Source organism: Streptomyces sp. SN-593, from assembly GCF_016756395.1.
Classification (GTDB): domain Bacteria; phylum Actinomycetota; class Actinomycetes; order Streptomycetales; family Streptomycetaceae; genus Actinacidiphila; species Actinacidiphila reveromycinica.
This window is the reverse complement of record NZ_AP018365.1, coordinates 422,487-447,079: the sequence shown is the minus strand read 5'-3', so window position 1 is coordinate 447,079 and position 24,593 is coordinate 422,487. Positions and strand designations below refer to the sequence as shown.

Sequence of the window (24,593 nt, the reverse complement as noted above, 5' to 3'; positions counted from 1 at the left end):
GACCTGCGCGCACCCCGCCCGCGGCGTCGGTACGCCGGCTCAGTCGGTCCCTGCCCCCTCCTGCGGCAACGCCGTCGTGAACGCCGTACCCGGCGCCACCGTCCGGGCCTGCCCGCCCACCACGATCCGGACGGGCCCCCGGTCGGAGTCCGGCACGCTCACGTGCAGCCGGCCGGACCGCAGCGTGACGCCCACCCCCCAGTGGCCGCGGTAGTGCAGCGACAGGCGGAACCGCGACAGCTCCGGCAGCGGCACCGGGTCCAGGCACAGCGCGCCGAGACGCGGTTCGAGACCCGTCAGGCACCGCTGCACCAGGTCGAGGGTGCCGCCCATGGCGCCCAGGTGGATGCCCTCGCCGGTGGTGCCGCCCTGCACGTCGGCCACGTCGCCCAGCAGTGACTGCCGCACGTGGCTCCACGCCTCGGCCCGGCGGCAGCGCGCCAGCACCCATCCGTGGACCAGCTCGCTCAGCGTCGACCCGTGGCTGGTCCGGGCCAGGTAGTGGTCCACGGTGGCGGTCCAGGTCTCCTCGTCGAGACGGTGCCCGAGCCGCCGGAACAGCCCGGCCAGCTCCGGCATCGGGAACAGGTAGCCCAGCATCAGCACGTCGGCCTGCTTGGACGCCTGGTAGCCGTTGACGCTGTCCCCCTCGGCCTCCAGGATGCGGTCCAGGCGGCGGATGTCGCCGTACCGGTGCCGGTAGCCGTCCCAGTCCAGCTCGGCCAGCTCGCCGTACCCGTCGAACTGGCTGACGACGCCCTCGTGGAAGGGCACCCGCAACCGGTGGGAGACGTCCTCCCAGCGTTCCAGCTCGGCCCGGCCCAGCCCGATCCGTTCGAACAGCTCGTCCCGGCGCGGCGCGGGGAGGAGGCCGGCGGTCTCCAGGGCCCGGCACAGCACCCACGCCGCCGTCACGTTGGTGTAGGCGTTGTCGTCCAGACCCGGCCGGGACGCGCCCGGATAGGCGTCGTGGTACTCGTCCGGGCCGACGATCCCCTCGATGCGGTACGCGGCGCGGCCCGGGTCCCACCGCGCGGCGTCCGCCCAGAAGCGCGCGATCTGGAGGAGCATCTCCGCGCCCTGGCCGTGCAGGAACTCCGCGTCGCCGGTGGCCTGGTAGTACTGCCACACGTTGTACGCCACCGCGGAGCCCACGTGGTGCTGGAGCCGGGAGTGGTCGGGCAGCCACCGGCCGGAGCGCGGGTTGAGGTGCAGGCGCTGCGTCTCCTCCCGCCCGTCGCTGCCGCTCTGCCAGGGGTACATGGCGCCCTTCCGCCCGGCCTCGGCGGCGTTGCGGCAGGCGGCCCCCAGCCGGCGGTGGCGGTAGAGCAGGAGCGCGCGGGAGACCTCGGGCAGGTGCAGGTTCAGGTACGGCAGCACGAACAGCTCGTCCCAGAAGACGTGCCCCCGGTACGCCTCTCCGTGCAGGCCCCGCGCGGGCACCCCGACGTCCAGGGCCGCGGTGTGCGGGGACAGCGTCTGGAGGACGTGGAAGAGGTGCAGCCGCAGCACGTGCCCCGCCCGGCCAGGCGCCTCCAGGTCGGCCCGCTGCCACAGCTCCTCCCACGCCGTGGTGTGCGAGCGCAACAGGGCGCTGAAGCCGGCGGCCCGCTCGGCGCGGGCGAGCGCCGCGTCCAGCGGGTCGCCGATGGCGGGGTCCCGGGTGGTGTGCACCGCGACCGCCTTCTCCACGGCGACCGGTGCTCCCGGGCGCACCGGCACCGTCAGGAGGAGGGAGGCGCGCCCCCCGCCGGCGGTCCGGGCGGCCTCGGCGGCCCCGGCGGTCTGCTCGGCCCGGCCCGGCGGGCCGCCGACGACGCGGGTGCGGCAGGCCATGGCCACGCCGATGCCGGAGCCGGACGTCCGGCAGCTGAGCGTGACGGTGTCGGGACGGGGCGCGCCGGCCTTCAGGTCGGTCAGGTGGCGGCCGTCCAGGTCGCGGTAGCGCTCCACCCCGCCGTTGACGACGCGCCCGTCCAGCCCGGACTCGATCTCCAGCTCGCCCGACCACCCGGCGGCCGTCACCTCCACGCGCTGGCCGGCGAGGTGCGGATCACCCATGTGCACGAGGCGGGTCTCCTCGACGGCGGTCTCCCGCCCGTCCCGGTCCCGCAGCCGCATCCGCCGCGTCAGGGTGCCCCGCCGCAGGTCCAGTTCCTGCGTGTGGGCGAGTACCTGGCAGGTGTCGGGGGACAGCCACGGGCCGCCCCGGGCGCGGACCCGCAGCGGCAGCCAGTTGGGCAGGTTGACCATGTCCTCGTTGTCGACCTCGTGGCCGGCCACCTGCGAGGTCAGCCTGTTGTAGCAGCCCGCCGCGTAGGTCCCCGGGTAGTGGACCCCGTCCGCGACCGACTCCGCCGCGGCGCCGCGGGTCGCCAGGTAGCCGTTGCCGAGCGTGCACAGCGCCTCGCGCAGCCGCTCGCGCGCGGGGTCGTAGCCGTCGTAGCACCAGGTCCAGCGGTTCGGCGCGGGCGCGGTACCCCTCCCGGCCGGAACCGGCGGGCGCGGTCGGCGGTCCGTGCTCACATCTGTCCGATGCGGCGGCCGCTGACGGCCGCGGGGATCACCCGCACCCACAGGGGGCGGTCGCCGCCGGCCCAGGGGTCGGCCGGCCGGGTCTCGTCGAGGCGGCGGGCCTCGGGGGAGTCCTCCACACGCTCGGCGTGCCCGGTGAGCAGGACGCTCCAGCCCAGGGCCGTGCTGTCGTCGACCTGGTCCACCTCGAAGGAGACGGCCGTGCCGTCCCGCGGGGCGGCGTCGCCGTGCGGGGAGGTGCGGTAGACGACCGTCCCGGCGTCGACGGCGTAGTTGACGGGGAACGCGACGGGGGCCGGATCGGCCGGCAGCACCACCCGCCCCACCCCGCGCGGTCCCAGCCGGTCCCAGCACTCCTTGCTGGTGAGGCGGACGAGGACCGGCCGCGGCGCGCGGTCCGCCTGGCCGGGCGGCGCGTCGGCGCGGCCCGCGAGCAGTTGCTGCGAGGTGACGCCCAGGGCCGCGGCGACCCGGTACAGCCCGCCGGGATCGAAGTCGGTGCCGACCGCGGCGAGTTGGCGCAGGTAGCGCGGCGACATGCGCGCCTGCTTCGCGAGTTCCTTCTCGGTCATGCCGAGCTGGCGCCTGCGCTCGGTGATGTGGCGCCACAGCAGGTCCGGGTCGGAGGCGTGCGCCTCGGGACCGACGTTCCCTTCCACGCGTTCTCCTCCTTACGGGAGGCGTCCTCACGGGAGGTGGCGGGGCGACCGCCCTGCCGCGCCGGTCAGGGCTCCCGTGGTGGCGCGGGCGGCACCCCGCGCCGGACGGCGGTACTCCTTCCAGCGTCGCGCACAACGCGCGACGCCGCCAACACCTCCGATCCCCCCTCCCCGGCCCGACGCCCACCGGACGCCGACCAGGACGGAGACCAGGGCTGCGGCGAGGCTCCGGCGCGGTGCGCGGGTGCGCGGGCGTCGTGGGCCTCGTGGGGCGGCCGGGCGGCCGATCCTTCGCACGCACGGCCGGTGGCCCCCCGAGCGCGGCGGGTCAGGTACGGTGCCGGCGCCACACCGGGCCGACCGACGCCCACTCGCGGTCCAGGTCGGCCGCGCGCCGCCGATTCAGCGCGCAGCACACCGCGGCGCCGCCGCCGCAGGCCGCCAGCGCCGTCCCGGAACCGACCAGCAGGCCGACGGCGATCGCCTCCGACTTCACGCCGCGCGAGTCGGCGGGCGGCTGGTGCACGGCGCCGGCGGGGTCGATCCAGATGGTGGTGCGCGTGCCGGCCGGGGTACCGGGTGCCACCAGCGTGGTGCCGGTGCGCGAGTCGTGGCCCGGCTCGTGCCAGCGCACCGTGGCGCGCACCTCCTCGCCGTTCGGGCCGACACCGGTGACGGCCGTGGGCGGCGGTGCCTTGTGGGTGACGACGGCCGGGACCTGCCTCCAGTCCGCGGGAAGCCGGCCGGCGTCCGCCACGACGGACAGCCCCGCCTCCACCCCGGCCATCGGTGCCCCCACCACCAGCAGCAGGCCCGCCACGAGCCGGGTCCACGCCTCCAGGCGGTCGCTCCCGCGCCTGAGCGGATTGCGCCGCCAGCGCCAGAACCGCCGACGCCGGCCGGTCCGCGGACTCGTCTGCCGACCCGTGCCCATGGAAGAAGCCCTTTCGTCGAAGGCTCGCCCATCACCTCGACGGTCCCAGACACCGAGCCCCGGGAGTAGGTCCGGCCGGCCCGACATCCGGGCCCAACGGCACCCCCCGCCCGGCCGCGAGGCCCGCCGGCCGCCCCCGCCCGGGCCGTACGGCGGCCACCTCGGCGGTCCGCGGCCGCCCCGGCAGGGCCGAACGGCCCCGGCCCGCGCTACGGCCGGCCCCTGCCGCCCGGCCGGCCGCTCCGGGAGCGTGGAGGGAGCAGAGCCCCCACGGAGGATGCCATGGCCACGCCGATGCTGGACGAGACGACACTGGACACGCTCATCTCGGCCGCGGTCGCGGCCCCCTCGATCCACAACTCCCAGCCCTGGCGCTACCGGCTGGACCCCGCCACGCTCACCATCGAGGTGCACGCGGCCCCGGAACGGATGGTCCGGCACGCCGACCCCGACGGGCGCGCCCTGCACCTGTCGGTCGGCGCCGCGGTGTTCAACCTGCGCGTCGCGGTGGCGCACTTCGGCTGGGAGCCCGTGGTCCGGCTGCTGCCCCGGCCGGCCGACCCGGGCCACCTCGCGTCGGTGCGGCTGGCCGGAGTGCGCCCGGGCCCGGGCGGCCGGGAGCCCGACAGCCGGCGGCCGCGGGAACGGACGGCCGACGGCGCGGAAGCGGAGGGCCGTACGAGGGGAACCCGCACCGGCGGAACCCGTACCGGCGACGGCTCCGCCCCCGGCCTGTACGACGCGCTGTGGCGCCGGCACAGCAACCGCTTCCCCTTCGCCGACCGCTCCGTGCCCGCGGCCGTGCTGCGGGCGCTGGTGTCCGCGGCCGAGCGCGAGGGGGCGCGGCTGGTCCTGCCCGACCCGGCGGAGACCGAGCGGCTGCTCGAACTGACGGCGCGGGCCGACTGGTACGAGTCCGCGGACCCGCGGCGCCGGGTGGAGAGCCGCTCGTGGGTGCGGGACGGGGCCGCCGACGGGGTGCCGTCCTCCGCGATCGGGCCGCGCGACGAGGCCGGGCGGATGCCCGTCCGGGACTTCTCCGCCCAGGGGTCGGTGCGCAGGCCGCCGCCCGAGCCCTTCGAGCCGCACCCCGTGGTGGGCGTGCTGTCCTCGCACCGCGACGTCCCCGCGGACTGGCTGCGCGCCGGCCAGGGACTGGAGCACGTGCTGCTCCTCGCGACCGCCCACGGCCTGCGGGCGTCCCTGCTGCACCAGGCACTGGAGTGGCGCGAGCTGCGCTGGGTGCTCAACGACCCGCACGGCGGGATCGGCCACGTGCAGATGCTGCTCAGGCTGGGATACGGTCCGGAGACCGCCGCCACCTCCAGGCGGCCGGTCGGGGACGTCCTGGAGCCTCCGAAGTGGCCCGGCCGGTGAGGGCCGCCGCCCCCTCGACGCGCGGGGCGGGCCGGGGCGCGCGGCGCGGGGCCCGGCCGGCGTCCGGGGCGAATGGACCGTTCGGCCCTAGAGGCAGGGGCGGCCGTGGCCCGATGATCGGAGCACCGGGCGGGGACTACTGGGCGGAGGGCCGGGAGACATGAGCGACGCGCGGCGGTCGACACCGCACGAACCGATCAGGGTGTTCCTGCTGGACGACCACGAGGTCGTCCGCAGGGGCGTGCACGACCTGCTGGACGCCGAACCCGACATCGAGGTGATCGGTGAGGCCGGCACGGCGGAGCAGGCGCTCGCCCGCGGGCCCGCGCTGCGGCCCGACGTCGCGGTGCTGGACGTGCGGCTGCCGGACGGGGACGGGATCACCGTCTGCCGCGAGCTGCGCTCGCGCATGCCCGACCTGGGGTGTCTGATGCTCACCTCGTTCGACGACGACGAGGCGCTGCTGGACGCGATCATGGCGGGCGCCGCGGGATACGTCCTGAAGCAGATCAGGGGGTCGGACCTGGTCTCCGCCGTGCGGACCGTCGCGTCGGGGCAGTCGATGCTCGACCCGGCCACCACCACGCGGCTGATGAGCAGCCTGCGCGGCGGGCAGGAGCCCGAGGAGCCCGGCAACGAGGCGCTGTCGGGGCTGACCCCCAGGGAGCGGGAGATCCTGGGCCTGATCGGCGAGGGGCTGACCAACGCGCAGATCGGCAGGCGGCTGTACCTGTCGGAGAAGACGGTGAAGAACAACGTCTCGCGCCTGCTGGCCAAGCTCGGCGTGGAGCGCCGCGTCCAGGCGGCCGTCATCGCCACGCAGGACGCCGCGCAGGGGCCGGCCCACGACACCCGCCCGAAGCGCGGGCGCCCCTGATCCCCGGCCACCCGCCTTGCGGCGCGGGGCTCCGGGCGTCGCCGCAGCGGTGGTTCAGCCCTCCCGCAGCCACTCGGCGGCCGACCGCTTGATGTCCTGCTCCAGATCGCTGCCCTTGGTCGCGAAGACCCGCCGTACCGGGAACCCGGTCGCTTCGAGCAGGTGGGCCAGGGCGGCGTACTCGACCGGGTGGCGGGCGACCGCCTCCTGGTCGATGTCCACGACGCCGCGGGCGAAGGTGAACGACGCGAAGTCGTAGACGCTCTTGCGGTCGGTGATGCGCCACGCGCCGTCGCGCCGCTCGACGCGGTCGAGGAAGCGGTTGTGGGCGGTGCAGCCGAAGCCGAGCCGGGCGTTCTCTCCGACGAGGATCGCGTTGGTCTCCGTGACGGCCCGGGTGCCGTCGGCGGAGAAGGTCACGTACGGCGCCGTGATGACGTGCTTGGTGCGCAGGTCGGACGTGCCCATGCGCGCGGAGGCGTCCACGAAGTCGGTGGCCGGACCCTCGAACCAGGTGATCTCGATCCGGGCCCCCGGATGGAACAGGGCGCGCAGCCGGTCCCACTCGGCGAGGTCCCGGTGGATCCATCCGGTCATGAGGTCGGCGATGTCCTGGCGGTCCTGCAGCGTGGCGGTCATGTCCCCAGTGTCCGGTCCACGGACCGCGCGGTCCAACGGGCCCGGCGCGTGGCTTGGTTGCCGGAGCAGGAAGCGCGCGGCCCACGCCGACGGCCGTGGAACGCCCGTCCGTGTCGGAACATGTCTCCTTGGTACGGAGCTTGACGCCCAATCCAACACGACACCACACTGTCGCACGGCCCGGGAGGGCCTCCCGCGCACAGCGCCCCCACCGTTCCGTCCCCTCATGCCCGTCCCGCCCACCCCACTGGCGAAGGACCATGCGATGCGACGACCGTTGAGACTCCTCGCGCCCCTCTGGGTGCTCGCGCTCCTGGCCACCGCGCTGGCCGCGATCGCCACGCCGGCCCGCGCGGCGACCCCCGCCACCTCGGTCACCGTGGACGGCGGACAGGGCGGGCGGACCTTCGACGGGATCGGCGCGATCAGCGGCGGCGGGGGCAACTCCCGCCTGCTGAGGGACTACCCGGCCACGCAGCGGTCCCAGATCCTCGACTACCTGTTCACCCCCGGCTACGGCGCCGACCTCCAGATGCTCAAGCTGGAGATCGGCGGCGACGCCAACTCCACCGACGGCGCCGAGCCCTCCGTCGAGCACACCAGGGGGACCGTCGACTGCGACGCCGGCTACGAGTTCTGGCTCGCCGAGCAGGCGAAGGCCCGCAACCCGGCCATCAGGCTCTACGGCCTGGCCTGGGCCGCCCCGGGCTGGATCGACGGCGGCTTCTGGTCCGACGACACCATCGGCTACCTGATCACCTGGCTCGGCTGCGCCAAACAGCACGGCCTGGACATCAGCTACCTCGGCGGCTGGAACGAGCGCGGCCACGACGCCGGCTGGTACGTCCGGTTGCGGGCGGCCCTGGACCAGGCCGGCTACACCAGCGTCCAGCTCGTCGCCGACGACTCCGGCTGGCAGGTCGCGGACGACATGGCCGCCGACCCGGCGTTCAACGACGCGGTGTCCGTCATCGGCGCGCACTACCCCTGTGCGGGCGGGGACGGCGGCAGCGCCGACACCTGCTCGGCAACCGCCACGGCCGAGGACAACGGCAGGCCGCTGTGGGCCAGCGAGAACGGCTCGCTCGACATGGACTCCGGCGCCCCGGCGCTGATCCGCTCGATCGTGCGCGGCTACACCGACGCGCGCATGACCGCCTACCTCAACTGGCCCCTGGTCGCCGCGATCTACCCCAACCTGCCCTACGACACCGTGGGTCTGGCCACCGCCGCCTCGCCGTGGTCGGGCAGCTACGCGATCGGCGAGAACACCTGGGCGACCGCCCAGGTCACCCAGTTCGCCCAGCCCGGCTGGACGTTCGTCGACTCCGCCTCCGGCCACCTCGGCGGCGCGGAGTCGAACGGCAGCTACGTCACCCTCAAGTCGCCCGACGGCACCGACTACTCCACCGTGCTGGAGACTACCACGGCCACCGGGGACCAGACGGCCCACTTCACGGTCAGGGGCGGGCTGTCCACCGGCACCGTCCACGTCTGGGCCACCCACGTCGACGACCCCAGCCCCGCGACCGACTTCGTGCACGTCCAGGACATCACGCCGTCCGGCGGGGCGTACGCGCTCACGATGAAGCCCGGCTGGATCTACACGGTCACCACCACCACCGGCCAGGGCAGGGGCACCGCCGCCGGCCCGGCCCCGCACGCCCTCGCGCTGCCGTACACGGACGACTTCGACGGCGACGCCGGCGGCACCGAGGCGAGGTACCTGTCCGACATGCAGGGCGCCTTCGAGGTCCAGCCGTGCGCCGACGGCCGGTCCGGGCAGTGCGTGCAGCAGATGGCGCCGGTCAGGCCGATCGAGTGGCAGGACGACTCCGACGCCTTCTCCCTGGTCGGCGACCCGACCTGGACCGACTACACGGTCCGGGCCGAGGTCGACCTGCGGCAGGCCGGCACCGCCGAACTGCTCGGCCGCGCCGGCACCCAGAACCGCCCGCAGAGCCACCAGGCGGCGTACGCGCTGCGGGTCGGCGACGGCGGCGCGTGGTCCCTGGTCCGCACCTCCGCGGCCGGGACCTCCACCACGCTGGCCTCCGGCACCCGCGCGGCACTCGGCACCGGTTCCTGGCACGCGCTGGCGCTGGGCTTCTCCGGCGACCTGATCACAGCGAGCGTGGACGGCGCCGCGCTCGGCAGCGTCCACGACAGCACCTACACCTCCGGCCAGGTCGGCATCGGCGTGGCCGGCTACCAGACCGACCAGTTCGACGACCTGTCGGTGACGGCCGACCCGCCGGGCGACATCGGCGGCATCCTCAAGGGCCGCGGCTCCGGCCTGTGCGCCGACGTGCCCGCCGCCAGCCGGACGAACGGCACCCAGGTCGCGCTGTGGGACTGCACCGGCGGCGCCGACCAGCAGTGGACGGCCACCCCGTCCGGGCAACTGACGGTGTACGCCGGCGCGAAGTGCCTGGGCACGGCCGGCGGCGCCACCGCCGACGGCACCGCGGTGCAGATCGGCGACTGCGACGGCACCGCCGCCCAGCGGTGGACGCTCCGCGCGGACGGCGCCGTGGTCAACGCCGCCTCCGGCACGTGCCTGGACGCCACCGGACAGGGCACCGCCGCCGGCACACCCCTGGAGCTGTGGGGGTGCAACGGCGGCAGCAACCAGGCGTGGGCCCGCGGCAGCGTCTCCGGCCCGCTCAAGGGCGCGCAGTCCGGCCGCTGCGTGGACGTCCCCGCGCTCAGCCAGGACAACGGCGCCCAGCCCGCGCTGTGGGACTGCAACGGCGGCGGCAACCAGACCTGGACCTCCACAGCCACGAACCAGTTGACCGTCTACGACACCAAGTGCCTCGACGTCACCGGCGGCGCCACCGCCGACGGCAGCCCGGTGGAGATCTGGGACTGCAACGGCGGCGGCAACCAGCAGTGGCGGGTCCGCGCGGACGGCGCGGTGGTCAACACCGCCTCGGGCAAGTGCCTGGACGCCGTCGGGCAGGGCACCGCGAACAGCACGGCCCTGGACATCCGGACCTGCACCGGCGGCGCCAACCAGAAGTGGGCCCTCGGCTGAGCGGCGCGATCCGCCACCCGCGATCCGCGAGCTGTGGCGGTGACCGGGGGCCGGCGCGCACCGCACAACGCGCGCTGGCCCGCCGGCCCGGTCAGCCGATCTTGATGTTGACGGACTTCGACTGGGTGTACTCGTACATCGCGGCCAGGCCCTTCTCCCGCCCGTAGCCGCTGCGCTTGACCCCGCCGAAGGGCGTCTCCACGCCGCCGGCGAAGTACTCGTTGACGAAGACCTGGCCGACCTCCAGGTCCCTGGCCGTGCGCAGCGCGGTGCCGAGGTCGGCGGTCCACACCCCGGCGGCGAGCCCGTAGTCGCTGTCGTTGGCGAGGGTGACGGCCTCCTCCTCGTCGCGGAAGGTCTGCACGCCCAGCACCGGTCCGAACACCTCCTCCCGGGCGATCCGCATGTCGTTGCGCACCTGCACGAACACGACGGGGTCGACGTAGAAGCCGCCCGCGGGGCGGTCGGCGACGGCCCGGCCGCAGCGGATCGCCGTGGCCCCCTCGGCCTCGCCGATCTCGATGTACCGCCTGACCTTCTCGAACTGGTCGCGGGTGGTGATGGCGCCGATGTCCGGGTCGTCGATGCCCGGCCCCACCGACAGGCGGTCCAGCGCGGCGGTCAGCAGCTCCACGAACCGCTCGGCGATCCGCTCGTCCACCAGCAGCCGGGTGCCGGCCGAGCAGATCTGCCCGGCGTTGACCATCGACGCCTTGACCGCGCCGGCCACCGCCTCGTCGAGGTCGGCGTCCGCGAAGACGATGTTCGCGGACTTCCCGCCCAGCTCCAGCGTCGAGGGGATCACCCGGTCGGCCGCGGCCGCCGCCACCGCGCGGCCGGTGGCCACCGAGCCGGTGAAGGCGAGCCGCCGCACGTCCGGGTGCGCGCACAGCGCGGCGCCGACCTCGGCCCCGGTCCCGGTGACGACGTTGAACAGCCCCGCGGGCAGCCCGCACTCCACGGCGATCCGGGCCAGCCGGAGGGTCGACAGCGGTGTCTCCTCCGACGGCTTGGCCACCACCGCGTTGCCCGCCGCCAGGCACGGGGCGATGCCCCGGGCCGCCTGCTGGAGCGGCGCGTTCCACGGCAGGATGTGGCCGACCACGCCGAACGGCTCGTGCACGGTGTAGGAGACGTACGCCTGGCTCAGCGGGATCGCGTCGCCGTTGAACTTGTCGGCGTACCCGCCGAAGAACTCGAAGTACCTCGCCGCGGACTCGACGTCCGAGGCGGCCTGGGCGAGCGGCTTGCCGTTGTCCAGCGTCTCGGCGCGCGCGATCGACTCCGCGTCGGCCCTGATCGCCGCGGCGATGTCGAGCAGGATGCGGCTGCGCCGGGCCGGCGGCGTCGAGCGCCACACCCGGGCCTGGTCGGTGGCGGCGCGTACGGCCTCGTCGACGGTCTCGGGCGTGCCGTCGGCCACCTCGCCCACCACGGAGCCGTCCGCGGGGTTGACGACGGCGCGGTACCGCCCGGCGCCGCCGCCCACCTCCGCACCCGAGACGAAGCTTCCGTGCCTGCCGAGGACCGGTTCCGCGATGGCGGTCATGACTGCCTTCCGTGTGAGTGCTGTCTGTTCTGCGTCGCCCGCGACCCGGTGGACGTCACCGCGGCGCCCCGACGCCGAACACGTCCATCGCCAGGGCGAGGCTCCGGTAGTGGCCGAGAAGCATGACCAGTTCGTACAGGGCGCGGTCGTCGAGGACCGCCACCGCCTCCTCCGGCAGGGCCGGGCCCTCGCCGGAGGAGGCGGCCAGGTACGCCAGGGCGATGCCGTGGACCGCCCGCTCCACCGCGTCGCGGCCGGGGAAGCGGCCGTCCAGGAGCGCGGCGACCTCCTCCTCGGTCAACCCGGCAGACCGGCCGACCGCCGCGTGCGCGTAGCGCTCGTAGGAGCACCCGGTGACCGCCGCGACGGTCAGGATCGCGATCTCCCGCCCGCGGGCGGTGAGTACCGACGCCGCGCGGAACGCCGCCCCCACCGCCAGCGAGCGGCTGCCGATCCCGGGAGAGAGCAGCGCCAGGCCGAAGGGGCCGAGCAGCCGCTCCTCGTCGTCCTCCAGGCGGAGCAGCGCGCGCTGCGGGGCCCGGGAGCCCTCCAGCACGGTCGCGCGGACACCGCGCTGCTCCTCGTCCAGCTCCGCCGGCCGCGGGGCCCGGTACGTCCGGCTAGCCGTCATCGCGCGCACCGCCGCTCCGGTCGGCCGGCAGTTCGGGGACCAGCCCGCCCCGCACCATCTCGTCCAGGTGCGAGACGGTCTCCCCGGTCGCGGCGAGGGTGCGCGTCACCGTGCGCCCGGCGTAGACCCAGTAGATCCGCATGACACCGGTACCCCGGTTCAGGAAGCGGTGCGGCGTGCCCGCCTTCACCCAGGTCGCGTCGCCGGCCACGAGATCGGTGTACTCCTCGCCGATCTGGACCTGCGCCTCGCCTTCCAGGACGAGGACCGACTCGTCCACGTTGTGGCTGTGCAGTTGCAGCTCACCGCCGGGCTGGAAGACGGTCTGGCCGGTGGTGACCACGGCCGTCTCCGAGTTCCACTCGCCGAGGTACGGCAGGCTGTGGACGGCGCCGCCGCGGGTCACCTCGGTCCGCTCGGCACGCCGCATCACCAGTCGATCGTTCACCGTCATCGCATCGTCCGCTTCGTAGGTCCGCACGTCGTTCTCATCGGTCGTCCTCCCCGGCCGGCGCCGGCAGCGCGATGCCGTGGGCCGCGCCGAGGGCGGTCAGCTTCGCCACGGTGCCCGGCTCGATCGGCACGCCCCGCTCCCTGCTGCGGCGCTGCCGGGACTCCCACGCGTCGCCCGGCGTGCGCACCGGGCGCGCCGGGTCCACCGGGCGGGACTCGCGCAGTTCCCTGATCCGGGCGTCGGCGCTGGCCTTGAACTCCTCCAGCGGACGGAACAGGTCGGGCCGGACCATCAGGATCATGTTCCCGGTGTTGGTCGGCGAGGCGTGGTCGTGGTTGAAGTCGATCGTCTCGCTGCCGAAGGCCGCCCCGTTGAGGGTGCCCGCCAGCATGCCGATGACCAGGTTCAGGCCGTAGCCCTTGTAGCCGCCGATCGGCAGCAGCAGTCCGTGCATCGCCTGAGCCGGGTCGGTGACCGGCTCACCGGTGGCGGTGTCCATCACCCAGTTGTCCGGGATCTGCTCGCCGCGTTGGGAGGCGAGCTTCAGCCGGCCGAAGGAGACCACCGTGGTCGCCATGTCCAGCACCACCGGCGGCTGCTCGCCCGCCGGGATCGCCACGGCCAGCGGGTTGGTGCTCAGCAGCGGTGCCACCCCGCCCCACGGCGCCATGTGGTTGGCGTTGCCGATCGCGCCGTACAGGCCGATCAGGTCGTGCTCCAGGGCGCGGGCGGCGTAGACACCGCCCGCGCCGGCGTGGTTGGAGTTGCGCACCCCCACCCAGGCCAGGCCGGAGGCGGCGGCCTTCTCCGCGGCGAGATCGGCCGCGTAGGTCATCACGACCTGGCCGAAGCCGTTGTCGCCGTCCACGAGCGCGCTCACCGGCGACTCCCGGACGGCCCGCGGCTTCGCGTCGAGGTTGTACCCGCCGGCCCGCACCCGTTCCACGTACGGTGCCAGCCGGGTGATCCCGTGGGAGGGGACGCCCCGGGCGTCCGCCTCCAGCATCCGCTCGGCCACGACGTCCGCGTCCTTCGGCGCGACACCGTTCGACGTCAGCACCCCGGTCACGAACGTGCGCAGCGGGGGCAGCGCGTAAAGGGCGGCTGAACTTTCCACAGCTATCGATCCGTTCTCTCGCAGTTCCACGCGTCCGGCGCTCGGTGGCTCAGACCCGTCGCCGTACGGTCAGGAGATGACCTTGTAGTACGGGGTGATGTCCGCGGGGGCCGTCTTGCCCTTGCTCTTGGCGGCGGTCGCGAAGGCGGTCTTCAGCGTGGCGATGTCCGCCGCGTCCAGCACCGGGGTCGGGTTGAGCACCTTGAGGTAGAACTCGTACGCCTCGGTCGCGTCGGCGGTGTTGGCGCTGCGGGTGTGCTTCTCGATGCTCTTGACGGCCTCGGTCTTGTGCGACCGGGCGTACTCGAGGGCTTCCTTGTCGGCCTCGATGAAGCTCTTGGCGATGGTCGGATTGGCGCTCAGCCACTTGTCCGACACCACGACGGAGTCGGTCGCGTTGGGCAGGTCGGTCAGGTCGCCCAGCAGCCGCATGCCGTGGGTGCGCAGCACCAGGTCGTCGGGGGGCGTGCTCAGCGTGCCCTGTACACCGCCGGTCTCCAGCGCGGTGAACTGGCCGGTGTTGGCGCCGCCGGTGTACACGGTCGTCACGTCGGACCGCTGCATCCCGTTCGCCTCGAGGTAGGCGGTCCAGCCCTCGTCGCTCTCCGTCCCCGGCTGGCCGGAGGAGACCTTCTTGCCCTTCAGGCCCTGGGCGGAGGTGACGGACGGGTTCGTCCAGAGCTGGAGGTTGTAGTGGGACTGGGTCATCCCGATGACGGTGAACTTGCCGCCTTCGAGGATCGCCGAGGCGATGTTCGACCCCTGGGCGTAGGCCATGTCGGCGTGGCCGCCGGCCAGCGCGGAGGTCGAGGCGGTGGCGCCGCCCGACAGGGTGGTCAGCTTGACGTTGAGGCCGTGCTTCTTGAAGATCCCCTGGTCGATCCCGACGAACAGGTCGGTGTAGCTGGCCGAGTTCGACCCGAAGACGATGTTGATGCTGTGGGACGCGGACGCGCCCGAGGACGATCCGCCCGAGGAGCTGGAACACCCGGCGACGGTGAAGGTGACCGCGGCGGCGACCGCTCCGGCGGCCATCAGGCGGGGGCGGCGGGTGCCTCTGGTGGTGGGTCTGGCGGCAGACATCATGGAAGCCTTTCGTCAATGAGCGCTGTGTATGAGGAGGGGTGGAGAGAGCAGGAGGGGAGGAGCGGAGCTGCCGGTCAGTCGTTGATGGACCAGTTGGCGAACCGCTTCTCGCACCAGGCGACGAACGAGTTCAGCAGCAGGGCCGCCACGCAGAGCGTGACGATGACGGCCATCGCGCCGCTGGTGTCGAGCTGCGACATGTGGAACTGGACCATGAAGCCGATGCCGCCGCTGCCCATGAAGAACTCGGCGACGATGATGCCGATCAGCCCGCGGCCGACCGACAGCCGGATGCCGCTGAGGATGAACGGCAGGCTCGCCGGCAGCGCGACCTTGTAGAAGCGCTTCAGCTTCGGGGTGCAGAAGGCGGTGGAGACCCGGCGGTAGTCGGCGTTCAGGGCCCGGCTGCCGGCGACGGTGTTGATGACCAGCGGCAGGATGCCCGACCAGATGACGATGATCACCCGGGAGGTGCTGCCGATCCCGAACCAGAAGATGATCACCGGCAGGAACAGCACGTGCGGGACGGAGTAGAGGATGTCGATGAGGCCGCGCGTCATGTCGTAGAGCACCCGGCTGGCGCCGATGACGAGCCCGATGATCGTGCCGGCGACGATCGATATCAGCTCGCCGATCCCGAACTCCTTCCCGGTCTGGCCGAGCGCGGTGTAGATGTCGCCCTGGGAGTAGAGGTGCTTGCCGGCCACGAGGATCTTCCACGGCGAGCTGGCGAACGTGGGGTCCACCAGGTGGGTCGCCGAGCAGATCTGCCAGGCGGCGAGGAGGATCACGATGCCCAGCAGGTTGTACAGCGGGCTCTGCAGGTTGCGCAGCCGGTCCGACCACGTCATGCGGGGCGCGCGCGCCGGCTTCTGCCGCTTCGCGGCGTCCACGTCCGGGGCCGCCCGGTCGGCGGACGTCTTCGTCACCGTGTCGTTCATTCGGATCGGCTCCTAAACACTGGATTCCGTTGAGGTGGCGGTCACGGACTGCCGGGCCGCTTTCTGCTCCGGATGCAGCGCGTCGAGGATCTCGGAGCAGTACTCGGTGAACTTCGGGTCCAGGCGCCACTGCGCACTGGTCCGGGGCCGCGGCGCCTTGATGGCGACGTCGGCGACGATCCGCCCCGGGTTGCGCGAGAGCACGATCACCCGGTCGGAGAGCAGGACGCTCTCGGTGACGTCGTGGGTGATGAAGACCGCGGTGGTCTTCGGCCCGTCGGGATCGGCCTGCCAGATGCGCAGCAGCTCGTCCTGGAGCGACTCCCGGGTCATCGCGTCGAGTGCGCCGAACGGCTCGTCGAACAGCAGCACGTCGGGGGAGACCGCCAGCGCGCGGGCCAGGTTGACCCGCTGCCGCATGCCGCCGGACAGCTCGTCCGGCCGGGCCTTCATGTACTTCTCCAGCCCCACGGTGTGCAGCAGTTGCCGGGTGCGCTGCCGGGCCGCCTCGTCGAGGCGTCCCTGGACCTCCAGCCCGAACCAGACGTTCTGCTCGACCGTCCGCCAGGGGAAGAGGGACGCGCTCTGGAAGACGATCGCCCGGTTGCGGGCCGGACCCTTGATCGGCGTCCCGTTGACGAGCAGGTCCCCGGAGGCGACCGGCACCAGCCCGGCCACGGCCTCCAGGAAGGTGGTCTTTCCGCAGCCGCTCGGGCCCACGACGGAGATGAACTCCCCGGTGTCGATCGTCAGGTCGATGGAATCGATGGCGACGACGAATTCGCGGGTACGCCCGGTGCGGTGTCCCAGCCGGAGGTTCTTCGCCTGGAGCAGCGGAGTTCGCCCGGATTCGCTCATGAGATGTCTCCTCTGCGTCGAGGGGGTCGGCGGTTGCGAGCGGGCTGTCTAGTGCTCACTGAGGTACCAGGTGATGAGGCTGTTGACCTCGCCGGGCTGGTCCAGCCACAGGAAGTGGTTGGCCTTGTCGATGATGTGCATCTGGGCCCCGGGGATCTTCTTGTAGAGCTCGACGCTCGCGTCGATCCCCTTGTTCGACTGCTTCGCGCACAGCAGCAGCGGCGGGATCGTGAGTTCGTGGACCAGCTCGCTGATGTAGGTGCCGTCGATGGAGTACATCGCCTGGTGCCGGTCCCAGCCGGCGTCCTGCCAGAACTCCAGGTCGTGGTCGCGGTAGCGCTGGAACCACTTCCCCGACAGCGCGACGAGACGGTCGAGCAGGTCGTCGGTGACGACGTCGGGGGTGTGGGTGAACTTGCTGACGTGGTCGTGGATGCCCTGGCGCGACGTGAGGTCGGCCTTGGGGATCATGGTGCCCGGGCGGAACGCGTCCTTGAAGAACGGCAGCTTCCCGCCGACCGCCGAACCCGACAGGCTCGCGGAGTCGATGATGACCAGGTTCGCCACCAGCTCCGGCCGCTTCAGCGTGATGTAGGTGATGATCCAGCCGCCCTGCGACTGGCCGACCAGGTTCACCGGGCCCAGCCCGAGCTGCTCGATGAACTTGATGACGTGTTCGGCCCGTGCGGTGACCATGCCCAGGTCGCGCGGGTCGCGCGGCGCGTCCGTGTCGCCGTGGCCGAGCTGGTCGATGGCGTACACGTGGAAGGTCTCCGACAGCGGCAGGATCGTCGGGTACCACCGGTCCACGCCCATGCCGATCTTGACCGACCCGCCGTGCACCAGCAGCAGCGGCGGCGCGGCGGGGTCGCCGGCCTCCAGGTAGTGGGTGCGGTAGCCGTCCACCTCGGCGTACTGGTCCTTGACGCGCTCCGGCGCCTCGTAGATGGTGACGATCTTCTCGGACGTGTGCATTTCAATCCTCTCGGACGTGCTGTGCATGTGACAGAGGCATGTGCCCGGACCGGACGGGGCGGGGCCTCGGGGTGGTGGCTCGGGGAGTCGACCCCGCTGTGGTTCAGCTTGTGGCGGGGGTGGTGTCGAGGAGTTGGTGGGCGGGGGTGAGGAGTTCGTCGGCGGTGAGGCGGCGGGGGAGGAGGCCCTGGGCGTGGCAGGCGTCGGCGATCTCGTTGAGGGGGGTGGTGAGGTGGTCGATGCCGGAGCGGGTGAGGTGGGGGGTGTGGGGGGGTTGGTGGGTGGTGGTGTCGTGTTCGGCGCGGGTGAGGAGGGTGTAGGCGGCGCGGACGGCGTCGGGGTGGTGGTGGAGGGTGGTGTTGGCGACGGCGACGAGGTGGTTGACGGGGGCGTAGCCGTGGGTGGTGTACCAGGTGTGGTCGCGTTCGGTGGGGTGGTCGAAGACGGGGCGGAATTCGTCGCCTTCGGGGAGGTCGTTGCCGAGGACGGCGGCGTCGATGGTGCCGTTGCGGAGGGCGTCGGTGAGGCTGCCGGTGAGGGTGCGGTGGACGTAGGGGGGGTCGTGGTGTTCGGGGACGTGGGCTTCGTCCTGGGTGATCCAGTGGGATTCTTCGGCGGTGATGCCGTAGTCCTCGGTGAGGTGGCTGCGGATCCACATGCCGGTGGTCTGGGTGTAGGAGCGGACGCCGATGCGGAGGCCGCGGAGTTGGGTGGGGTGGGTGAGGGGGTGGTCGCGGTGGGTGATGAGGCATTTGCGTTGGAAGCGTGCGGCGACCACGACGGGTAGGAGGGTGAGGGGGTGGCCGTGGGCGATGGCTTGGAGGGCGGTGACGACGGCGAGTTCGCTGAGGTCGTAGGTCTGGGTGCGGACCATGGGGGCGAAGGCGTGGTGGATGGGGGTGACGTCGGCGAAGTCGAGGGTGACGTCGGGGTGGGTGAGGGTGCCGGTGCGCAGGAGGGTGCCGATGGGGTGGGTGTCCAGGGCGGTGCGCAGGTGGGTGTCAGGCATGGTGGGCCCCGGGGGTGGCGGTTGCGGGGGTTGCTGGGGTGTGGAAGTAGAAGGTGTTGGCGGTGCCGCCGAGGATGGCGGTGGTGGCGGTTTCGGGGAGGGTGGTGAGGTGGGTGCGGGCTTGGGTGAGGAGGTCGGTGAGGGGGCCTTGGGCGGCGGGGTAGTTGGATCCCCACATGATGCGGGAGGGTCCGTAGGTGGTGTGGAGGGTGGTGAGGAAGTCGGGGATGGTGGAGGCGCCTTGGGTGGCGGCGTCGAGGGCGCGGTGGGTGAGTTTGAGGTGGACGCCGGGGTATTGGGCGAGGTCGAGGAGGGCTTGGGAGGTGTGGTAGGGGGGTCCGTCGGTGAGGTCGGGGCGGGCGCAGTGGTCGAGGAGGACGCGGGTGCGGGGGTAGTGGTCGAGGGTGGTGCGTAGGGCGGGGATGCCGTGGATGGTCATCTGGAGGCAGATGGGGATGTCGTGTTTTTCGGCGTGTTCCCAGGCGGGGTAGCTGTCGGGGTGGCCGAGCCAGTCGGCTTGTCCGGGCATGGTGGTGCCGGTGGTGAACAGGCGGAAGCCGTTGAGGCCGCGGGATTGCCAGTGGTTGATGCGGTCGACGGCGTCGGGTGCGGTGGCGTCGAGGGAGTAGACGCCGGTGAGGCGGTCGGGGTGGGCGGCGACGGAGTCGGCGAGGTAGCGGTTGTCGTGTCCGTAGACGGTGGAGGCTTGGACGACGACGGCGCGGTCGATGCCGGCGTCGTCGAGGGCGTGCAGGAGTCCGTCGAGGTCGACGGGGTGGTCTTGTGACCAGGTGGAGCGGTGTCCGCCGATCGGGTCGGTGGGGTAGCGGTCCTCGTCGGGCGAGATGACGTGGGTGTGGGTGTCGATCACCAGCATGAGCGGTCACGGTTCCTTGCCGGGGAGTCCGCCCGCTCGGTCGCCGGGGCGGCGATGCCGGGTCCGTACATGGTTCTTCCTTCCTTGCGCGCACCGGTGACGCACTCGGGTTCGATCGCGTGCGTGTGCGGTGCCGTGGCGTGGGTGCCGCGGAGTGCCGGGGCACCCGCTCGGGGCCCGGTGCGCGGAGGCGTGTGGTCGAGGCGGGGTCAGACGCCGCGGGCGGTGCCCGCGGCGCTCGCCGCGAAGGAGGTAGGGGATGACGGCTCCGCCGGCCGGAGGCGGCGGGTGTCGTCGAAGGGGTGCCCGGTGTCGTGGTCGGCGCCGCGGTCGTCCATCTGCGGCAGCTTGTTTGCCTCGACGATCAACGCGGAGCCTCCTCGTCTTTGGGAAAGCCGTTGGTGAATCTCGGTGAGGATGTCCCGCCCGCTGGTCGTGGCAGCAGGTCAGGATGTCCTCGTGAGGAGCGGGCCGGGGCGTCCTCCCGCCGCGCTGTGATCCGCACCGTAGCCCCTGAATGAATTGCTGACAATAGTGCCGGTGATAAGATTGCCAACCCTGCAGGCGACCCCTACGGTGACGTGAGGCCGCGAGCCGCCGGGCTGAGCCCGACGAGCGGCACGCTGAGCCCGTGAGCGAGAGGAGCCAGCAGCAGGTGACCAGTACTCGAATCAGGGGCGCGGCCGGGCGACTTCACGTCGGCGAGCAGATCCGGCGCGCCCTGTGGGTGGGCGAACTCGTGCCGGGGCAGCGACTGGTGGAACAGGATCTTGCCGATCGACTGGGGGTGACGCGCAGTTCGGTGCGCGAGGCGCTGCTCGACCTCGCCTCGGACGACCTGGTGGAACTGGTGCCCAACCGCGGCGCCCGGATCAGGGTGGTCTCGGTCGAGGAGGCCATCCAGATCACCGAGTGCCGCTCCGCGCTGGAGCGGCTGTGCGCGCGCAGGGTGGCCGAGCATGCCGACGAGGCGCAGCGCGCGGCGCTCGCCGAGGTCGGCGAGCAGTTGCGCAAGGCGGTGGCCGAGGGGGACTTCGAGGCGTACTCCACGCTCAACCGCGGGCTGCACGACATGATCATCGACTTCAGCGGCCAGGCCGTCGCCCGACGCCAGCTCGAGCGGCTCAACACGCAGATGGTGCGCTTCCAGTTCCGGCTGGCCATGCGGCCCGGCCGACCCCAGGAGTCCCTGCCGCAACTGCTGGCCATCGTGGACGCGGTGACCTCGGGCGACCCCGACGCCGCCGAAGCGGCGGCCGAGGCGCAACTGGCCGGCGTCATCGAGCAGTTGCGGGTCAGCGCCCCGCCGAACGGACTGAACGGCTGGTAGCGGCGCGCTCGGCACCGGCCGGCGGCGCCGCGGAGAGCACGCCCGGCGCCGGGGGAGACACCCGGCCGGTGATTATTGACAAGGTCATTACGTAACTCTAGATTCGCCTCCACGTCGACAGAGGCGACATGCTTGCCCCGGCTCCGGTCGGGGCGCGCGCCGCCTCCGCAGTGGCGACGGGCCGGCCCCGGGCGCAGCCCGTGTGCCGGCGTGACCCGCAACCGCCTGTCCTCCGGCCGGCGGGCGGCCGCTCGGTCCTCCACCGCGTTCGACCGTCCGCGGCGGGACCGCGCCTCCGCCCGACGGTCCGGTCGACCGGCGGCCCCGCACGCAAGGAGCGCACACCCATGACCCTCAGACGGCAACGACGCCGGTGGCTCACGGCCGGCACGGCCGCGGCGGCCGCACTGCTCGTCGCGGCACCCGCGGCCCAGGCCCACACCGCCCCCGGCCACTCCGGACCGCCGGCGGCCGCGGACCTCAGCCCCCAGGTCGTCCACACCGGCAAGGGCCCGACCGGCTACTCGGTCACCTTCCGGATCTACGACCCCACGGCGACGAGCGAGCGGATCAAGGGGGAGTGGTCCTTCGCCTCGGCCGCCGAGATCGCGGCCGACCCGACCAACTCGACCCCGAGCTACGGCTACGACTGGAAGCCCGGCGACTTCCCGCTGTCGACGCCCAACGCCGGCTCGGCCGCGAACTGGCCGGTGACGGAGATGACGAAGAACGACCGCACCGGCGTGTGGTCCTACACCACGCCCCTGCCGTCCGGCGTCTTCAACTACGCCTTCTACCGCGACTGCACCGCCGCCGCGCCGGCCCTGACCGGCTGCACCGCGACGGCCGACCCGGCCAACCCGCCGTGGACCACCGCCGGTTCGGCCGAGCCGAGCAGCCAGGTCTACGTCCCCTCGGACCCGCGGTTCAAGACCACGGACTACTCCTGGCAGGGCCCGGCAGCCTCCCGCGACCAGGGCACGCTGACGCACCTGACCTACAGCTCGCCCGGCCACGTGGACCCGACCGACCAGAACTACCTGTCGGTCTACACCCCGCCCGGCTACAACGCCCACCGCAAGCAGGCCTACCCCACGCTGTACCTGGTGCACGGCGGCGGCGGGAACGAGATGGACTGGTCCACCCAGGGCGACCTGAAGAACATCATGGACAACCTGATCGCCGACGGTGAGATCCAGCCGGCGGTCGTCGTGATGCCGAACAACCCCACCGACGACGAGATGACCGACGACGTCATCCCGTACGTCCAGCAGCACCTCAACGTGCAGACCGACGCGGCCGGCCGGGCGTTCGCCGGGCTGTCGGGCGGCGCCACCGTCGTCCAGGACCTGCTGTTCGGCGAGACGCCCACCTTCGGGTACTACAGCGTCTGGTCCGCGCCGCGCGGCCTGCCGACCGCGGAGCAGGCCGCCAACCCGCAGCTCAAGCAACTGCTCGGCCTGCACATCGGCGTCGCCGTCCAGGACCTCGGCGGGCTCGCCCAGGGCAACACCACCGCGGAGCAGCAGTTGCTGAAGTCCGCCGGCGTGCCCTTCACCTCCTTCAACGTCGACGGCGGCCACAACTGGGCCTACTGGCGCCAGGCGCTGCGCGACGCCCTGACCAGGGTCGACTTCCGGGCCACCACGGTCGGGGTGCGCACGCACGGGCAGAGCGCGACCGCCACCGTGGCCTCCGCGAGCGGCCAGCCCGCGACGGCCACCGGCACGGTGCAGTTCCGGATCGACGGCAAGGCGTTCGGCCGTCCCGTCGCCCTGCACGGCGGCTCGGCCACCGTGGTGCTCCCGCACCGCACCACCGGCACCGTCACCGCCGTCTACAGCGGTGACCGGCTCTACAACGGCAGCGCCGCGTAGGCGGTCGCCGGCCGTCCTGTTCCTCCCGGACCGGTGGGGCGCCGTGGGCAGCGCGCCCCACCGGCGCCGGGAGTCAGCAGGTCACAGGCGGGCCGTAGCGCGGCTGCCGGAGTGCAGCGCGTCGCCGGAGTAGACCGCCGTCACGCTGTGGCCGCCGCCGCGCGGGACCTCGACCTTCAAGGTCGCGGCGCCGTGCACCAGGCGGACCGTGGTGGAGCGTCCGTCGACGGTGAACCGGACGGTGCCGGTCGGCGCCGGGCCGGTGCTGGCGGCGGCGACCCGCGCCGTCACGGTGCCTGAGCCGCGGCCGGAGCCGGCGGCCACCGAGGTGCTGGTGGCCTTGAACGCCTGCCCGGCCAGGAAGTCGTGCAGCAGGATGCGCCAGACGTACCACTCGTGGCCGCCGTTGACGGAGTCGTCGGTGAACGGCACCCCGGCGCCGGTCAGCAACTGCTGTTCCCCGAGGGTGTTGGCTCGGATCGGGTCCTGGAGCCCGCCGCCGACCTGGAGGCCCGACAGGCTGTCCAGCGCGGCGACCTGTGCGGGCGTGACGGTGGTGGGAACCCCGCCGCCGGTGCTCATCACGCTGTAGTAGCCGAAGGCGGAGGTGTGGTCGAACAGCAGGGTGTTGGCGCGCGAACCGCCCGCCGACAGCCCCGCGAAGGCGCGGTCGGCGGCGTCGGCCGAGACGTGGTAGTGCGCCTGGACGTAGGGGATGACGTTCTGCAGGACGTCCTGGGCGTAGCCCTCGTTGCCGTCGGGCAGGCCGTTGAAGTTCGTCATCACGACGACCATCGGCTGCACCTTGCCGGAGGCGATGAGGTTGTCGAGGATGCTCCCGGCCGCGCCCTGGGTGGACCAGTCGACCTCCTGGCCGCCGCCTCCGTGGCTGAGGTAGAGCGTGGGGTAGGGCTGCTTGCGCGACGGGTCGTAGCCGGGCGGGGTGTACACCGCGAGCGGGTGCGTGCCCGCCGGCGAGGTCGACTGCGGCGACGGGTAGGACACGTCGACGAGCCGACCGCGCCGGCCCGGGGCCACCGGGGCCTGCCAGCCGAAGTCGGCGGTGCCGAATCTCGGGTCGGAGGGCACGTAGACCTCGCTGTCGGGCTCCACCGACCCGGTGCTGGTGCCGCCCGCGGAGTTCCACGGCGGGTTGGCGGGGTCGGCCACCTCGGTGCAGCCCGCGCCCGTGTCGTCGGCGCAGTTCACGAAGAACCCGTAGGTGAAGGTGCCCGACGGCAGCGGGAGGGTCAGCGACCAGACCCCCGCGCTGCCGCGCGTCAGGTCCAGCACCGGCCAGTTGGCGGCGGTGGCGTTCGGGTACGCGATCGGGAAGTCGCCCTTCGTCCACTGCGTGGGCAGCAGCCCCTGGGACGACGTGGAGCTGGAGTGGGCGGCGTCGGAGAAGTACCACTCGCCCTTGATCTGCACCCGGCTCGCCGAGGGGTCGCGGTAACGGAACGTGACGGTGTATCCGGTGGGCCCGGAGCCGGTGTGCCGGACCTGGGGGGACAGGGTGGCGGCCTTCGCCGCGGGGGCGGCGCTGCTCGCCTGGGCGGGGCCGGCGGTCAGCGCGGCGGCCGCGGACAGCGTCGCGGCCGCCGCCACCAGGGCCGCGGCCCGGGCACGGCTCCTGCCGGAGCGGCCGGGGGAGGAGGGGTGCGGTGCGGGGGAACCTGAGCGCGCCTGGTGTTCATGACTTGGAGTCACTGCTTCGCCTTTCGATCGGCCTGACAACGATCGTGCGCGGAAGTGCGGGGCTCGTGGACCGCGTTCGACCGGCCCTGACATGCGGTCGAGCGGTCTCACGACACCCCGGGGGGCAACG

At 73.0% G+C, this 24,593-nt stretch carries 21 protein-coding genes; 5 read left to right on the top strand and 16 right to left on the bottom strand.

The genetic code is table 11. The annotated features are described in order from the left end of the window. Positions 1-39: 39 nt before the first annotated feature. The 3 genes from RVR_RS01935 to RVR_RS01925 form a co-directional block, all read right to left on the bottom strand. Complete coding sequence (locus RVR_RS01935; protein WP_202232121.1) at positions 40-2,526, bottom strand: glycoside hydrolase family 65 protein; 2,487 nt, start codon at positions 2,524-2,526, stop codon at positions 40-42. After that, positions 2,523-3,194 carry a helix-turn-helix domain-containing protein gene (locus tag RVR_RS01930; RefSeq protein WP_202232120.1) on the bottom strand — a complete coding sequence of 224 codons (672 nt, stop codon included), beginning with the start codon at positions 3,192-3,194 and terminating at the stop codon, positions 2,523-2,525. The genes RVR_RS01935 and RVR_RS01930 overlap by 4 nt, the downstream gene beginning before the upstream one ends. 328 nt (positions 3,195-3,522) lie before the next feature. Further along, entirely contained in the window at positions 3,523-4,128 is a 606-nt protein-coding gene (locus RVR_RS01925; protein WP_202232119.1) for an Rv1733c family protein, read from the bottom strand. Between the two features lie 282 nt (positions 4,129-4,410). On the opposite strand from RVR_RS01925, the gene RVR_RS01920 reads away from it, so the two are divergent. Continuing rightward, positions 4,411-5,505, top strand: a complete 1,095-nt coding sequence (locus tag RVR_RS01920; protein WP_202232118.1) for a nitroreductase family protein — start codon at positions 4,411-4,413, stop codon at positions 5,503-5,505. A 160-nt stretch (positions 5,506-5,665) separates the two neighbouring features. Next, on the top strand, positions 5,666-6,382 hold the full coding sequence (locus RVR_RS01915; RefSeq protein WP_202232117.1) for a response regulator: 717 nt from the start codon (positions 5,666-5,668) through the stop codon (positions 6,380-6,382). A 54-nt stretch (positions 6,383-6,436) separates the two neighbouring features. Here the strand turns inward: RVR_RS01915 and RVR_RS01910 are convergent, their stop codons facing one another. Further along, positions 6,437-7,021 (bottom strand): nuclear transport factor 2 family protein, encoded by a 585-nt coding sequence (locus RVR_RS01910; RefSeq protein WP_202232116.1) that lies wholly within the window; start codon positions 7,019-7,021, stop codon positions 6,437-6,439. Positions 7,022-7,286: 265 nt separating this feature from the next. Between RVR_RS01910 and RVR_RS01905 the strand changes: the two genes are divergently transcribed. Further along, entirely contained in the window at positions 7,287-10,061 is a 2,775-nt protein-coding gene (locus RVR_RS01905) for a ricin-type beta-trefoil lectin domain protein (RefSeq protein WP_202232115.1), read from the top strand. A 91-nt stretch (positions 10,062-10,152) separates the two neighbouring features. Here RVR_RS01905 and RVR_RS01900 read toward each other — a convergent pair whose 3' ends face one another. The 11 genes from RVR_RS01900 to RVR_RS01850 all read right to left on the bottom strand — a co-directional run bounded on the left by RVR_RS01900 (position 10,153) and on the right by RVR_RS01850 (position 19,926). Next, the gene (locus RVR_RS01900) at positions 10,153-11,610 is read right to left on the bottom strand and encodes an aldehyde dehydrogenase family protein (protein ID WP_202232114.1); all 1,458 of its coding nucleotides are present in this window, start codon (positions 11,608-11,610) and stop codon (positions 10,153-10,155) included. A 55-nt stretch (positions 11,611-11,665) separates the two neighbouring features. Continuing rightward, positions 11,666-12,241, bottom strand: a complete 576-nt coding sequence (locus tag RVR_RS01895; RefSeq protein WP_202232113.1) for a carboxymuconolactone decarboxylase family protein — start codon at positions 12,239-12,241, stop codon at positions 11,666-11,668. Continuing rightward, positions 12,231-12,722, bottom strand: a complete 492-nt coding sequence (locus RVR_RS01890; protein WP_237404512.1) for a cupin domain-containing protein — start codon at positions 12,720-12,722, stop codon at positions 12,231-12,233. Before RVR_RS01890 ends, RVR_RS01895 begins: the two co-directional genes overlap by 11 nt. Before the next feature lie 7 nt (positions 12,723-12,729). Next, the gene (locus RVR_RS01885) at positions 12,730-13,812 is read right to left on the bottom strand and encodes an Ldh family oxidoreductase (protein WP_202232112.1); all 1,083 of its coding nucleotides are present in this window, start codon (positions 13,810-13,812) and stop codon (positions 12,730-12,732) included. 69 nt (positions 13,813-13,881) lie between these two features. Further along, positions 13,882-14,895, bottom strand: coding sequence for an ABC transporter substrate-binding protein (locus RVR_RS01880; RefSeq protein WP_202232111.1), 1,014 nt, complete (start codon positions 14,893-14,895; stop codon positions 13,882-13,884). Between the two features lie 77 nt (positions 14,896-14,972). Then, a complete protein-coding gene (locus RVR_RS01875) occupies positions 14,973-15,839 on the bottom strand; it encodes an ABC transporter permease (RefSeq protein WP_202232110.1) in 867 nt (288 codons plus the stop codon). A 12-nt stretch (positions 15,840-15,851) separates the two neighbouring features. Then, positions 15,852-16,697 carry an ABC transporter ATP-binding protein gene (locus tag RVR_RS01870; RefSeq protein ID WP_202232109.1) on the bottom strand — a complete coding sequence of 282 codons (846 nt, stop codon included), beginning with the start codon at positions 16,695-16,697 and terminating at the stop codon, positions 15,852-15,854. A 48-nt stretch (positions 16,698-16,745) separates the two neighbouring features. Next, a complete protein-coding gene (locus RVR_RS01865; RefSeq protein ID WP_202232108.1) occupies positions 16,746-17,672 on the bottom strand; it encodes an alpha/beta fold hydrolase in 927 nt (308 codons plus the stop codon). A 103-nt stretch (positions 17,673-17,775) separates the two neighbouring features. Next, a complete protein-coding gene (locus RVR_RS01860; protein WP_202232107.1) occupies positions 17,776-18,681 on the bottom strand; it encodes a substrate-binding domain-containing protein in 906 nt (301 codons plus the stop codon). Then, complete coding sequence (locus tag RVR_RS01855; RefSeq protein ID WP_202232106.1) at positions 18,674-19,558, bottom strand: amidohydrolase family protein; 885 nt, start codon at positions 19,556-19,558, stop codon at positions 18,674-18,676. The genes RVR_RS01860 and RVR_RS01855 overlap by 8 nt, the downstream gene beginning before the upstream one ends. 209 nt (positions 19,559-19,767) lie before the next feature. Next, positions 19,768-19,926, bottom strand: a complete 159-nt coding sequence (locus tag RVR_RS01850) for a hypothetical protein (protein ID WP_202232105.1) — start codon at positions 19,924-19,926, stop codon at positions 19,768-19,770. Positions 19,927-20,189: 263 nt separating this feature from the next. Between RVR_RS01850 and RVR_RS01845 the strand changes: the two genes are divergently transcribed. Both RVR_RS01845 and RVR_RS01840 read left to right on the top strand, forming a co-directional pair. After that, positions 20,190-20,888, top strand: coding sequence for a GntR family transcriptional regulator (locus RVR_RS01845; protein WP_237404511.1), 699 nt, complete (start codon positions 20,190-20,192; stop codon positions 20,886-20,888). Positions 20,889-21,235: 347 nt separating this feature from the next. Continuing rightward, on the top strand, positions 21,236-22,765 hold the full coding sequence (locus RVR_RS01840; RefSeq protein WP_202232104.1) for an alpha/beta hydrolase-fold protein: 1,530 nt from the start codon (positions 21,236-21,238) through the stop codon (positions 22,763-22,765). 81 nt (positions 22,766-22,846) lie between these two features. On the opposite strand, the gene RVR_RS01835 is transcribed toward RVR_RS01840, so the two are convergent. After that, entirely contained in the window at positions 22,847-24,475 is a 1,629-nt protein-coding gene (locus tag RVR_RS01835) for an alpha/beta hydrolase-fold protein (RefSeq protein WP_202232103.1), read from the bottom strand. Between the last annotated feature and the right edge of the window lie 118 nt (positions 24,476-24,593).

What these genes read in the sequence shown, in the direction of transcription:
- RVR_RS01875 (WP_202232110.1), bottom strand. Translation starts at nt 15,839, where the DNA reads ATGAACGACACGGTGACGAAGACGTCCGCCGACCGGGCGGCCCCGGAC.
- RVR_RS01920 (WP_202232118.1), top strand. Translation starts at nt 4,411, where the DNA reads ATGGCCACGCCGATGCTGGACGAGACGACACTGGACACGCTCATCTCG.
- RVR_RS01900 (WP_202232114.1), bottom strand. Translation starts at nt 11,610, where the DNA reads ATGACCGCCATCGCGGAACCGGTCCTCGGCAGGCACGGAAGCTTCGTC.
- RVR_RS01880 (WP_202232111.1), bottom strand. Translation starts at nt 14,895, where the DNA reads ATGTCTGCCGCCAGACCCACCACCAGAGGCACCCGCCGCCCCCGCCTG.
- RVR_RS01870 (WP_202232109.1), bottom strand. Translation starts at nt 16,697, where the DNA reads ATGAGCGAATCCGGGCGAACTCCGCTGCTCCAGGCGAAGAACCTCCGG.
- RVR_RS01910 (WP_202232116.1), bottom strand. Translation starts at nt 7,021, where the DNA reads ATGACCGCCACGCTGCAGGACCGCCAGGACATCGCCGACCTCATGACC.
- RVR_RS01840 (WP_202232104.1), top strand. Translation starts at nt 21,236, where the DNA reads ATGACCCTCAGACGGCAACGACGCCGGTGGCTCACGGCCGGCACGGCC.
- RVR_RS01895 (WP_202232113.1), bottom strand. Translation starts at nt 12,241, where the DNA reads ATGACGGCTAGCCGGACGTACCGGGCCCCGCGGCCGGCGGAGCTGGAC.
- RVR_RS01925 (WP_202232119.1), bottom strand. Translation starts at nt 4,128, where the DNA reads ATGGGCACGGGTCGGCAGACGAGTCCGCGGACCGGCCGGCGTCGGCGG.
- RVR_RS01855 (WP_202232106.1), bottom strand. Translation starts at nt 19,558, where the DNA reads ATGCTGGTGATCGACACCCACACCCACGTCATCTCGCCCGACGAGGAC.
- RVR_RS01860 (WP_202232107.1), bottom strand. Translation starts at nt 18,681, where the DNA reads ATGCCTGACACCCACCTGCGCACCGCCCTGGACACCCACCCCATCGGC.
- RVR_RS01865 (WP_202232108.1), bottom strand. Translation starts at nt 17,672, where the DNA reads ATGCACACGTCCGAGAAGATCGTCACCATCTACGAGGCGCCGGAGCGC.
- RVR_RS01905 (WP_202232115.1), top strand. Translation starts at nt 7,287, where the DNA reads ATGCGACGACCGTTGAGACTCCTCGCGCCCCTCTGGGTGCTCGCGCTC.
- RVR_RS01915 (WP_202232117.1), top strand. Translation starts at nt 5,666, where the DNA reads ATGAGCGACGCGCGGCGGTCGACACCGCACGAACCGATCAGGGTGTTC.